The sequence below is a fragment of the Buttiauxella noackiae ATCC 51607 genome, assembly GCF_001654865.1.
Taxonomy (GTDB): domain Bacteria; phylum Pseudomonadota; class Gammaproteobacteria; order Enterobacterales; family Enterobacteriaceae; genus Buttiauxella; species Buttiauxella noackiae.
The window spans coordinates 13,419-26,106 of the sequence record NZ_LXEO01000051.1; the positions used below are offsets into that span (position 1 = coordinate 13,419).

General features: G+C 51.0%; 8 protein-coding genes. 1 reads left to right on the plus strand and 7 read right to left on the minus strand.

Going from position 1 to position 12,688, the window contains the following annotated elements:
* Positions 1-20: 20 nt before the first annotated feature.
* Entirely contained in the window at positions 21-794 is a 774-nt protein-coding gene (gene pdeH / locus M979_RS17130; RefSeq protein ID WP_034460597.1) for a cyclic-guanylate-specific phosphodiesterase, read from the minus strand.
* Between the two features lie 232 nt (positions 795-1,026).
* On the opposite strand from pdeH, the gene kdgK reads away from it, so the two are divergent.
* Positions 1,027-1,959: a 2-dehydro-3-deoxygluconokinase gene (gene kdgK / locus M979_RS17135; RefSeq protein WP_064555795.1), complete on the plus strand. Its 933-nt coding sequence runs from the start codon at positions 1,027-1,029 to the stop codon at positions 1,957-1,959.
* Positions 1,960-2,046: 87 nt separating this feature from the next.
* Here kdgK and M979_RS17140 read toward each other — a convergent pair whose 3' ends face one another.
* From M979_RS17140 to M979_RS17165, 6 genes are all read right to left on the minus strand, one after another.
* The gene (locus tag M979_RS17140) at positions 2,047-3,534 is read right to left on the minus strand and encodes a M16 family metallopeptidase (protein WP_064555797.1); all 1,488 of its coding nucleotides are present in this window, start codon (positions 3,532-3,534) and stop codon (positions 2,047-2,049) included.
* Positions 3,535-3,750: 216 nt separating this feature from the next.
* The gene (locus tag M979_RS17145) at positions 3,751-5,037 is read right to left on the minus strand and encodes a dicarboxylate/amino acid:cation symporter (RefSeq protein ID WP_034460600.1); all 1,287 of its coding nucleotides are present in this window, start codon (positions 5,035-5,037) and stop codon (positions 3,751-3,753) included.
* Positions 5,038-5,204: 167 nt separating this feature from the next.
* Positions 5,205-7,196: a biofilm formation regulator HmsP gene (gene hmsP, locus M979_RS17150; RefSeq protein ID WP_064555799.1), complete on the minus strand. Its 1,992-nt coding sequence runs from the start codon at positions 7,194-7,196 to the stop codon at positions 5,205-5,207.
* Between the two features lie 168 nt (positions 7,197-7,364).
* On the minus strand, positions 7,365-8,360 hold the full coding sequence (locus M979_RS17155) for a family 8 glycosyl hydrolase (protein WP_064555802.1): 996 nt from the start codon (positions 8,358-8,360) through the stop codon (positions 7,365-7,367).
* A 9-nt stretch (positions 8,361-8,369) separates the two neighbouring features.
* Positions 8,370-8,837, minus strand: a complete 468-nt coding sequence (gene bcsD, locus M979_RS17160) for a cellulose biosynthesis protein BcsD (protein ID WP_064555803.1) — start codon at positions 8,835-8,837, stop codon at positions 8,370-8,372.
* A 2-nt stretch (positions 8,838-8,839) separates the two neighbouring features.
* Complete coding sequence (locus tag M979_RS17165; RefSeq protein WP_064555805.1) at positions 8,840-12,685, minus strand: cellulose biosynthesis protein BcsC; 3,846 nt, start codon at positions 12,683-12,685, stop codon at positions 8,840-8,842.
* Positions 12,686-12,688: the final 3 nt, after the last annotated feature.

The window sequence follows — 12,688 nt, forward strand, 5'->3', positions numbered from 1 at the left end:
TTAGTGGCGCCAAAACGGCATCAGGAGAGGCGAGTTAGCACATTTTCTAACTGTTCAAAAGGAATGGGACGTGAGAGAAAATAGCCTTGTGCCGCAAACGCAGGTGAGTTTTGAACATCGCGCCATTCATCTTCCGTTTCGACGCCTTCGACGATGACACCCTCGCAATAACGGTTCATCAATTGCAGTAACATGGTGAATAAATTGCGACCTTCATCGCTGGTGCGCAGCATGATGAATAAGTCACGCGCGACTTTGATGTAGTCGTAGCGCATCTCACTTAACGCCGAAAAATTAGCGACTCCAGTCCCGAAATCATCAAGCCATAGCGGCCCAAATTCGTGCATTCCAGCAAGCGTAATAGCCTGTGGTTGGGTGATATGTTCAACCAGTTCAAAGCGTACCCACGGCATTTTATTGATGCGAGCAAGAATCGGTTGGTGCTGTTTCATCGCCATCAATGTCGGGCCATCGACATTTACCGAGGCTAATATTTTATAGCCGAGGAAGACGGACTCCCATTCAGCTAGCAGGCTAAGTTGCTCTTCGATAACCATCAGTCGCGTACGGAAAGAGACAGATGTGAAGTAACGATCGGGTGGAATGCGAATTTCCGGTTCATCCGGGTGTGTCACCACCGTTAGCAACTCGATTGCCATTAAGTTGCCGTCGATTTTATAAATCGGCTGGAAGGTGTACTGCCGCTGGCACTGCAACCAGAACCGCCGCTCCTGCAAACTTTCGACACTCGCCTCAAGCGTATTAAGCCGGTGAGTGATCTGCTTAAACTTCATCATGTACGTCCTGTTTACCTTGATAACTCAGATGGCTCATCGAGAAGTTATCGGCGTGGCGCATGAGAACTTTATGTTCGCTTTCAGTACAACCTCATTCAGTGGGAGTTATCTAACATCGTCAATAAACTGCCTTAGCTCAAAGTTTTCCGAAACATCGTTTTAAATTGTTTGACTCGTTTTTAACCGACCATCAAACTAGTGGTAATTTCATTAATTCAGGTTTACTGCTATGCCAACGCGCAAAATCGCCGTTATCGGTGAATGTATGATTGAACTGTCGCAAAAAGGTGCGGAAGTTAGCCGCGGCTTTGGTGGCGACACCCTAAACACCTCCGTTTATATCGCACGTCAGGTTGACGCAGCCGATCTTGAAGTCCATTACGTTACAGCTCTGGGTGAAGATAACTTCAGCCAACAAATGCTCGACGCATGGCAGCAAGAAAATGTTCACACCGAACTGACACAGCGCCTGGAACACCGCTTGCCAGGTCTGTATTACATCGAAACCGACTCCACTGGCGAGCGTACCTTCTACTACTGGCGCAACGAAGCCGCAGCCCGTTTCTGGCTGGAGAGCGATCAGGCTCAGGCTATTTGCGCTGAACTGGCACAGTTCGACTACCTGTATCTGAGCGGCATTAGCCTGGCGATTCTGAACGCGGCGAGCCGTGAAAAACTGATGGCTCTGCTGACTGAGTGCCGTGCTAACGGTTGCAAGGTTATCTTCGATAACAACTACCGTCCGCGCCTGTGGGCAAGCCGTGAAGAGACACAACAGGTCTATCAGCAAATGCTGGCCTGTACTGACATCGCGTTCCTGACGCTGGATGACGAAGATTTGTTGTGGGGCGAGAAACCCGTTGAAGAAGTGATTCAACGTACTCAGGCAGCTGGCGTGCGTGAAGTGGTTATCAAGCGTGGCGCTGACTCTTGCCTGGTGGCGATTCAGGGCGAATCAACGTTAGAAGTTCCTGCGGTGAAACTACCGAAAGAAAAAGTGATCGATACGACGGCAGCTGGTGACTCTTTCAGCGCGGGCTATCTGGCAGTACGTTTGACTGGTGGCAGTGCAGAAGAAGCGGCAAAACGCGGGCATTTGACCGCAAGCACCGTGATTCAGTATCGCGGCGCGATCATTCCTAAAAAAGCGATGCCGAAGTAACAATACCGTCATAACTCGAGTTGCAGATTGGCTGTATCTCGAATGATTTAGGCCTTAAGAACATTGTTCTTAAGGCCTTTTTTACGGTCACTGAGCTGGAGGAATATCTGAAGTCGTATCTTGCTTTGGTTCATCCGTTAACGGAAACGCCTTAGCTGGAACCATCACTTTATCCCACGTCGCTTGCAGATCCTTCATGTTGTATTCAGGCTCACCCTGGGGTTGCAACAACACCAGAGCCATGTCCTGAGACAACTGCTGGCGCAAATCCTGGTTCAGCATGCTCAGTGTCAGATTGCTCAGGAAGTCCTGACGAAGTTTCTGATACTGCTCCGGGGCAATATCCACAACCTGGTTTTGCAGTGAACGCATACGCTGGCTAATTAATACATCGGTATCTGTCCGCGCGTAAGTGGCAAACAGCTTGGCAAGCTCAGCTTTTTTCTGCGCAATTAACGCATCAAATTCTTCCTGAGATAGCCCTTTATCACGCACGTTAACCAACTCTTTGCCGACAGCCATCAAGTTAGCGTTCAGTTTTGAATTTGGCGATTCCAGATTAATGCCGCACTGCGCACGCTGATAAAGTACGCGGCAATCGAAACTCAAATTCAGTTCCTGGATATTCTGCTTGCTGAGATTCTGCTGAACATGCCAGAACAGCGCCTCACGTGCGAGGTCTGCACGCCAATAATGCAATAGCGCAGAAGACTCACGGATAGGCTGCCAGGAGTTGTCCCACATCAGTGAGAGCCTGTCCTGGCGCACGCTATCGGTCATCAGACTTACTGGCGTGCGTTTAAGCGGAGAAAGGGTAGCAACCGGTGCAGGTGTTGCACGCTTACCAGTCAGGGTGCCAAAGGTTTTGTTGATTTGATCGGCAACGCTGCGGCTATCGACATTACCTACCACAATCAGTGTCATCGCATCCGGGGTATACCATTTCTGGTAGAACGCCTTCAGTTGTTCGTTATCAACTGGCTGCTTGAGATCTTCTGCCGGGTCATGGCCCAACAGCGAGGAACCTTGCAAACGATAGCGCCACCAGTTGTCTTTAGTGTTCATCGGCCAGGTGGAAACCATATCTTGAGTTTGGAGCGCAACATTTACCGTTTCAGGGGTAATTGCCATTCTGCCACTGCTGTCTGAAAGATAGGTTAAGGCTTCTTTGAGTAAATCATTGCGGTTATTTGGCAGGCTGAGATTAAACAGCGTGAAGTCATAAGAGACGATAACCGGGGGCAGAGGACGCGTTGGGTCCACACTTTGCTGCCATAGAGAACGAGCCTGTAACGGCTGCAAGCTGCCGCTTTGTGTCAGCGCCAGACGAGGTAAAAAGTGGCTATAGCCGCTCTGTTGGGTGGTTTCAGTCAATGAACCAGTATTAACCAACAGACGAATTTCAATACGATCGCTAGGACGCTGAGGTGTGGCCAGGACTTGCCATTGAAAACCGTTGGCCAGCGTCCCTTGCTGCCAGGCTGGGTCGGGCTGTAGAGCTTCTGCCTGCACATTACTGCCGGCGGCGACCAACAGCAATCCGCCAGCTAAGAGTCGAATTTTGGTGCCCTGCATGTGAACCCCTGGAAAACAATCCTGATTAAAAAGTGTAATGGCGACATAGTATTACGCAACAAAGCCACCACAAATGGCATTTCACCACTCCGTTTGACCGCATCTTCACGGAAACGTCACTTTAAAATTAAAAAAAACGCCAAAGAAAATGGCTCAGGGGTCAATTATGCGCAGCAGCCCACAGCGAGGGCAAGTCGCTGTGGGCAATTGAAGGGGTTAAGACGAGACTTCGCTCACTTTTTTTGCAGATTGTGGATTATCAAGAGTTTCTTTCAACTGTTTCTCATCCAGTTGCTTCACCCACTTCGCCACTACGACCGTCGCAACACCGTTACCGACAAGGTTTGTCAGCGCGCGGGCTTCCGACATAAAGCGGTCAATCCCCAGAATCAGCGCAAGTCCTGCTATCGGCAGATGCCCGACAGCAGAAATCGTCGCAGCCAACACAATGAAGCCGCTTCCGGTTACACCCGCCGCGCCTTTGGAGGAGAGCAGCAGTACTACCAGCAGCGTGATTTGATGGAAGATATCCATGTGACTGTTGGTTGCCTGCGCGATAAACACCGCCGCCATCGTCAGATAAATAGAGGTGCCATCAAGGTTAAACGAGTAACCGGTTGGAATCACCAGCCCCACTACCGATTTGCGACAGCCGAGTTTCTCCATTTTATCGAGCATTCTTGGCAACGCAGATTCAGACGAAGATGTACCCAGAACAATCAGCAGCTCTTCTTTGATGTAACGGATAAATTTGAAGATGCTGAAACCTGTCACGCGGGCAATCGACCCTAACACCAGCACAACGAACAGAATACAGGTGATGTAGAAGCAGATAATCAGTTGACCTAGCTGCACCAACGAGCCCACGCCATATTTACCGATGGTAAACGCCATGGCCCCGAAAGCACCGATTGGCGCAAGACGCATGATCATATTGATGATGCCGAAGATGACCTGCGAGAAGCTTTCAATGACGTTGAAAATCAGTTGGCCTTTGTGGCCCAGACGATGCAGCGCAAAACCAAACAACACGGCAAACAGCAGCACTTGCAGGATATTGCCGCTCGCAAAAGCACCGATAACGCTACCTGGAATGACATCCAGCAAGAACGCCACGACACCCTGTTGTTGCGCCTGCTCGGCATAGATTGCTACCGCTTTAGCATCGAGAGTTGCCGGGTCAACGTTCATGCCAGCACCTGGCTGTAACACGTTTACCACGATCAGGCCGATAATCAGCGCGATGGTACTGACCACTTCGAAGTAAAGCAGCGCTACCGCACCAGTACGGCCCACAGCTTTCATGCTTTCCATACCGGCAATACCCGTCACAACCGTACAGAAGATAACCGGGGCGATAATCATTTTAATCAATTTAACAAACGCATCGCCGAGCGGTTTCATCTGTGCGCCTAATTCCGGGTAAAAGTGCCCGAGCAAAATACCGATGGCTATTGCTGTGAGCACCTGAAAGTAGAGGCTTTTGAAGAGAGAGAGTTTCATAGGGTGTCCTTGAGAGGTAGAGATTCCACAAAACCTTTCGGTTTGCGGCACCAAAAATAACACCCTCAAAAACACCCAGAAGTGATATAGCGCTAATTTGTAAACATAATTGTTAAATAATTGAACTGACTCGCGCCAGCCTGGTAACATTTACTACAAATAGTTTACTAGTGAGCGGTAGATAGATACTGCGCATCAAACTCTTTAAGTGTCATGGCCCTGGAGAAGAGATACCCCTGTGTAAGCGTCACACCTTCGTTTAATAGCCAGTCACACTGAGCCTGGTTCTCAATCCCTTCGGCTACCAGTTTCAGCCCAAGGGTTTTCGCCATACCGATAATCACGCCAGCCATCGCACTGTCTTCCGGCAAGCCATCGATAAAGCTCTTGTCGAGTTTCAGGATATCTACCGGTAGCGCTTTCAAATAGTGCAAATGGCGTAGGCTGGCATAGCCCATCCCAAAGTCATCCAGTGCGATACGCACTCCGGCTTTACGCAGAGGTCGCAAAATGCTAATCGCTTTTTTCGGGTCGTCGATATGGTGACTTTCCGTTACTTCCAGAATCAGCATGCCCGGCTGAATGCGGTAACGCGTCAATAACTCTAACAGCGACGAGCCCATTTCTTCGTGCAGCAACTGATGTGCAGAAACATTCACACACAACGACATCGTGATGCCCTGGCTCTGCCAACCGGCCAGGACGCGGCAAGCTTCTTCAAGAACCCAGTTGCCGATAGTGAACATCAGGCCACAATCTTCAATACGCGCAATCAAATCGTCAGGTAACGCCCAGCTCCCATCTGGCTGTTGCATACGCAGCAAAACCTCCGCGCTCACAACTTCGCGGGTATGCATATTGACCTGTGGTTGCAGCCAGATAGCAAACTGCTGGTTCTCTAAAGCATTCATTAAATCGTGCTCCTGAGTCAGATGGCGTTGAGCCAGTTCCATCTGTTCAGGGTCAAAGAATTGAATCTGGTTTTTGCCGTGGCGACGGGCAGAAAATGCCGCCGATACCGCGCGACGATACAACTGCTCTGCTGCCAGGCCGCTGTGATACATCGCAATACCGATGCTGGCCGTAGGCTTAAGAGATATCGATTGAATCGGTAATTTTTCGTTGAGCACCGTGAGGATTTGCTTTGCCAGCGCCATCGCCTGCCAGGCGTCCTGAACACCATGCGCAATAATGCCGAAGTCATTGCCACTAAGCTGTGCCAGAACCATATTCGGTGAGAGAACACTTTTAATTTTTTCGACCAGCGTCAGCAACAGCATTTCGCGCTGCTCTTCATTTAACACGCCAGCTGCATCCTGCAAGGTTTCACTGGCAATCACGATCAGTGTGCTGTTCTTGCCACTCGCCGTGAGTTGTTCCAGCAACGCCAGGAACAGGGCTTTATTTGGCAGTTCTGTGAGCGTATTTCGGGTGCTCACAGCGCTCATTTCTTCATGCAAGCGCAGCGACATTTGTTGATTGCGGTTATAACTGCGCACCAGCATCCCAATCTCATCATCATGATGAAGATGCGGCAGTTTGAGCTGATGACTCGCCGCTTCTTGCGGACTTAAGCTGTCGAGCTCACGAGCGATTTTGCGGATCGGGTGCACAATTAAACGGTTAATCGACCAGCTGATGGCAACCGAGAGAATCAGCGCCAGTAGCAAATATGTGGTCAGCAACGTGGAAATCGTACTGATGATGAATTTGTACATCCGCCAGGAATCCGCCTGCAACACCAGATAAGCCAACGGCTGCGGATTTGCCGGGCGTTCGAGTGAATACAGTGGTAACGAAATTTGCACCGGGAGCTCAAACAGGCGAGCTATCCACATCGGAATCGGGCGTTCCGGTGCAAAGCTCTGGCGTAACGCCTGGAACTGATTCGGTAAAACAACATCTGCCCGGCTGATAATCCCGGAGGGTTGTATTTGATTAAGAATGAATTCAGCTTGAGGAATATCTGCTTTAAGGATTGCTGCAGACAGCGGAATACGCACCGAATGGGCGATTTTCTCCATCTGGCTTGCTGTGTCGTAGCGGCTTTGCTGCACAAAGTGGAAAAGCTGTACCACGATAAAAATAAAAATAAACAGTATGGAAACGGCTGACACCATTGCCATTTGTTTAATCGTTAATGAACGACTGACTCGCAAACTTACTCTCCGCAATTACCGTGCCGTATAGGCATATTCTTAAGCAGGCTGAGTATACTGCATTGTAGTGATGTTTAGGTGTTGAGGCTGGCTAATCAGGGAAATCTTCAGGATGTACCCTCTCCTGATGGAGAGGGTTCGGGTGAGGGTACTACGCACTATCAAAAATCACCTCACCGACAGTGACACCAGCATCTTCAAGCTCGCGGAATAATAGTCGTCCTGAGCCATAATTTGCGGTTGCTCAACACTTGCCGACTGGAGCATTAAATCGCGCACCGCCAATAACCCACCGTTCATCATATATGGCGCCGGATCGCCAGTTGTCACATTCACCCAGGCAGGCGTTTTATCGCGCGCAAAGCGCCCCCACCAGTTTTTGTAAACCTGAAGCTCCGGGCTGCTACGGTTAAACCATGATACGTAAAGTGGAACACGAATCGCATCATAGCTAAAGCGCGCAGGCCACTGTTTTGCCGGAACGGTGCGACCATCAGAATAGAGTGAAACCCAGTCAGAAGGGAGTTGTGGATTACCAAAGTGCATTTTCCCCAACAACTTCTGCCCGTCGCTAATCAAATCTTTCCACACCATTAAATGGCTGCGGTTAGCAAAGTCCTGCCAGGCCGGAAAAATAAAATAGGAAGGGTTAAGGTTCACGTAGCTGTTGAGATTAAAGCCTTTGGCTCCGGGCAGCATCACCTGGTAACCCGCAAAACGGACAACGTTATGTGCAATCAGTGCCTTGGTAATCGCATCTGATTGGTTGAGATAATCCTGGTTTTGCCATTTTGTCCCCGCCTTAAGCAACGCCCATGCGATAAAAGTATCGCCATCGGTGGCGTTATTTTTATCGGTGATCGGCTGTGCCTCGACCGGGTTATATCTCCAGTAGAACAGACCATTTTCAGGGTTTTTCAGGGTTTTTCGTGTCCAGTTCCACATCTTATCGAAACTGACTTGATCATCGTTGACCACCGCCATCATCATGGCAAAGCCCTGCCCTTCGGTATGGCTAACGCTTTTATTGCCAGTGTCGATGATGCGACCATCAGGCATTAAAAACCGTGATTTGTAGCTATCCCATGCATTATCAGCCAGAGCTTGCTGACTAAAGATCAAGGCAAACACTGCCACTATCAGTGTCTTGCATCGCTGCCACATCGAAGCACCTCATCGACTATTTTGATATCGAAAGTGTACCACTGTTGCCGACCCAGAAGATTCACGCCACAGCGACACATGCGGTTTTCCACCCTGATCACGTAACCAACGGGCGTATACGCCTTCCAGAACCGCGCTAAACGCGCTATTCCAGGAGGCCTGTTGCGCTTCATCCGCAGGAACAGGTAAAGCCATGTGGCGAATCAACATCGCCGTTTCGCTGGCTTCGATATCAATATAGCCCCAGTTGAAACGAGCGAGCTGAACATTTATCTGCGTTTCGAGCTCACCCACAGTTCGCGCTAATGCTAACGGGTGGCGTCCAGCCAACGCATCACCCATTTGTATCAGAAATGGGCGACTTTCTGCTTCACCTGCATTCGCCACCATACTGTCTATCATGATGTGGAGCAGAGAAAACCAGCCCGATTCGGTCTGCTGATTTTGAAAATACTGCAAAAGCTGCGCGTCATTCATGATTAATTATTCCCCAGCAGGTAACGGAAGTAGAGTTGCGCGGTACTTTCGTTGTAATCACCAAAGGTGTCATAGCCGACCTGGCCACCAATCGTCATATCTTTATTAACTTTGTAGTCGGCTGCGGCACGCAAGTTATAACCCATACCGTTTTCACTACTACCGCTGTACCACGCCTCTTTGGCAAAACCTCTGGAGACGTAATCTTCCAGCTGTGATTGCATGGCTGAGTCAGTCGGGAAGTACGGGCTTTCGTCCTGGCTGTAAGACTGATAACCCAGCGACGCACCAACAGACATATTCCAGTTATCAAATTTCTGAGTGTAATCCACCGGGAAGGAGACGCTAATATAATCCTGCGGGCTAAAGTAGCCACCTTGCCCATAACTGAAGTAGCTAAGGTTTTTAGAGAAGTCCATGTAAGTCATACTGATACCGGTTTTCAGCTCGCGGTCATCAGCACGATATGGACGAATATAAACTCCCGCATTTCCGGTGAAGTTGTCATTGCTCGGTACGTTTTCGCCGATGTAGTTATACAACCCGACACCTGCGTAGAAACCGGCATCACCATCGTCGTAGCTCAACTGCGCGCTACCGCCGTTTTTGGTGACCTGGCCCCATTTTTTGCCGCTGTATTTATCTTCTACACCGACATAAGAAAGCAAGCTGTCGACTACCGCACGGCGTTCGCCGGTCAAAATCAATTTCAGGTAATCAGTCAGTTGTGGTGACCACTGCACGCCACCAACAACGGTATTCAAATCCTGACCTAACGGTGTTGAACCGACATCAAGTTTGTACTGCTCACCCGTTAACGCCATGGCGACTTCTACACCCGCAGTGCTTTGCGAGCCTTGTGAAGGCACCTTGATCTTGTCGATATTTGGCAGTTCCGGCGGCGTGGTGGTTGAGGAGTTATACAAATCCTGGGCAACTTCCCCTTGAATTAATGCTCCCGTACCAAAACGACGGCTGGATTCATCTGACGAGCTACCGGCATTCAGACTAATTGGCGTAACGTTAAGATCTAAACGCGAATCGCCAAATGGCACCGTTGACCACTGTAGCGGAGCCTTTATCTCGGTGAGTTTGCTCAGGCCACTTTCGCCATCACGACCACGTACAGATACCGCACCTCGTGCCCATGTGGCTGTTTTGTCGGTTAACTGCTCCATCATGTTATCCACCTGACGCAACGTGCCTGCCTGAGCTGTTTCTACAGGCAGATCGGTACGCGTAGTGCCTGGATATGCAGTTTGCGGATTACGTGCCAGTTGAGCGACTTGCCACGGCATCGCTTCGCCATACAGTGAATTTGAAGCCGTTTGCGGGGCGACAGAAGTTTTCGGGGTAAACGGGTTATCCGCCAACGCCAGGCCACCTAATGTCGGAGCCGTGCCATCACCGACCCCTTGCAGACCAAGCAACTTCCCACGCGCAGTACGTAAATAGCTCATCGCCTGTTGGTGGTTACCATCAGCTTCCGCCACACGCGCCAGCAACAGCAAGCGATCCGGTGTTTCATCGTTACGCAAACCAGCTGCTAGCTGCTTCGCTTTATCCACATCTTTGCTGGCAAGCGCGACATCAATAGCACCCGCTCGCGCATCTTGATCAGGCGTGTCACGGGTCATCAGGTAGTCGTAAACCACCCCGGCTTCTTTATTCATTTTGCCGGATTGATACAAACGCGCCATCGCAAACATCAGGTCCGTATTTTGCGGGTCACTCTGCATGGCGCGGATCAATTTGTCGTACGCTGCCGCGTAATTGCCTTGAGTCCGAAGCTGGTCAGCTTCATTGATCACGTAGCCATTGCGAACGCTGGCAAGCTGAGTCGGCGTGCTACGCGACTGCAATTCCGGGCTGGCAAGAAACGCCTGCGCTTCACGCCCAAGCCCCGCCTGATTCAGCACGGCAATCTGGTCGCCATAATCGCCCGCATTGCCCTGCACACCCCGGCTCATGTTGCCGCGCACAATCGCCACGGCGGTACTGACATCACCCGTTTGCGCCAGCATTTTTGCCAACTTGCCAGCATCAGCCGGGCTTTGCGGTGGACGCGTAGCCAGTGCTTTTAAGGTATTAGCCGCAGCGACGTTATCACCCTGGGCCAGATAACGTTCCGCCACAGTCATTTGCAGGTTGTAGTTCACACGCGACGCAAGTGCGCGCATCTCGCTTGTCTGGCTAGAAGCCGGAATGCGCGACAACAAAGTCTGGGATTGCTGCCAGGCGTTGTTTTCGCTGGCAAACAAAGCGCCTGCATAGAGTTCAGTATTGGAAGCATTCGGCCGGAAAGAGGGCGCCATCACGTTGCTGGCTTCCGCGCTGTTGCCCTGTTTTTGTAGCTGGCGTGCTAAATCAAGGCGCAACCATGGGTCAGATGGGTAGCGTGCAACACCCTGCTGCAAAATGGCGATGGCACGTTGTGGATCGCCATTTGCCGCCGCCTGCTGTGCCTGGCGTCGCACCGGGTCAGTAGGGTTGCCACCGGAAACTCGCGGCTGCAACTTCGCTTGTAAACTTGCAGGCAAGGTTTGCAACATGGCCTGCGCTTCAGCGGTTTTATTCTGCTCACGCAGCACGTAGTAAAGGTTTTCACGGGCTGAGCCATTATTTGGCTGCTCGCTCAAAATACCGCGCAATGTCTGCTCTGCGGCGGCGTAATCTTTATTGTGGCGCTGCACATCGGCGCGGAATAATTTTGCCGCTGTGCCACGTTCACCGCTTTGCTGCGCCAGAGGTGCGCTGAGTGCCAGCGCCTGGCTGACATTACCCTGTTTGAATGCCGCCTGAGCGCTCGCCAACTGCCCGTAAAACGCCGCGTCCTCAGCCTGCTGTTTGCGCTCATCCGACTGGTCGCCACCGAGGCTTGCTGCACGGTTTAAGTATTCTGATGCAGCAATGTAATCACCTTTGCGTTGTGCGACGTAACCCATCCCGGCAAGCGCATCGGCATCTTGCGGGTTAGTTTGCAGCACTTGTTCAAACTGGTTTTTTGCCGCATCAGTATTGCCGCTATTGAGTGCGGTAAAGCCTTCACCTTTCGCTGTACCACCAATGCTTTTACGGTAGTGGTCTTGTACCGCCATATCTTTTGGATGGCGTTGCAGGAAGGTTTGATAATAGGTTTCATCACTCGCCGTTGGGCCAAGCCACAACAATGCCTGGCGCAGCGATTTATCAGCGTCTGAGCTGCCGCTCGCCATATTTTGCAGCAGATCGATCCCTTCACGGCGCGTGCCTTCCTGATAGGTCAGCACTTTACCCAGCGCAATTTTCCCGCCGTTATCCTGCGGGTTTTGCGCGACAAACTGGCGCAACCCCGCCAGAGCTTGCGGATAGAGTGATTTATCACCCGCCATCGTCAGATAATATTCTGGTGCGAGGCTTGGCGGCGGCTGATCGCCATTAAACAAACTTTGCCAGGTGGCCAGAGCGGCGGGAATGTTGCCGCTTCGCGCCTGCTGACGCGCTAAATCCAGCTGCCCACGAGGGATTTGCTGAATTTGTTTCGCGTTATCGAGTGCCTGCAAATTGTTATCTTGCGGTGACACCGCCGCGAGGCGTTCGCGCCACTGGGCAGCACCTTTGATATCCCCGGCCTGCTGCGCCCACAATGCCATCAGGTACATCGCCTGCGTGTTATTGGCATCAACCATCAGCACTTTTTGCAGCGCTTCTTTTGCCAGCTCGTCATGCGACTTTTCATGCCAGTAATTAGCCTGGTCAAACAGCGCTTTTAACGCCGGGTTGTTTTCCGCAGCCTGGGCGCCGAACGCCAGGCCGCCAAAGAAGCACAGAGTTAACAAGCGACGGGCGGTTTTGTTTTTATGATTCATGAG

What these genes read in the sequence shown, in the direction of transcription:
- pdeH (WP_034460597.1), bottom strand. Translation starts at nt 794, where the DNA reads ATGAAGTTTAAGCAGATCACTCACCGGCTTAATACGCTTGAGGCGAGT.
- kdgK (WP_064555795.1), top strand. Translation starts at nt 1,027, where the DNA reads ATGCCAACGCGCAAAATCGCCGTTATCGGTGAATGTATGATTGAACTG.
- M979_RS17140 (WP_064555797.1), bottom strand. Translation starts at nt 3,534, where the DNA reads ATGCAGGGCACCAAAATTCGACTCTTAGCTGGCGGATTGCTGTTGGTC.
- M979_RS17145 (WP_034460600.1), bottom strand. Translation starts at nt 5,037, where the DNA reads ATGAAACTCTCTCTCTTCAAAAGCCTCTACTTTCAGGTGCTCACAGCA.
- M979_RS17155 (WP_064555802.1), bottom strand. Translation starts at nt 8,360, where the DNA reads ATGTGGCAGCGATGCAAGACACTGATAGTGGCAGTGTTTGCCTTGATC.
- bcsD (WP_064555803.1), bottom strand. Translation starts at nt 8,837, where the DNA reads ATGAATGACGCGCAGCTTTTGCAGTATTTTCAAAATCAGCAGACCGAA.
- M979_RS17165 (WP_064555805.1), bottom strand. Translation starts at nt 12,685, where the DNA reads ATGAATCATAAAAACAAAACCGCCCGTCGCTTGTTAACTCTGTGCTTC.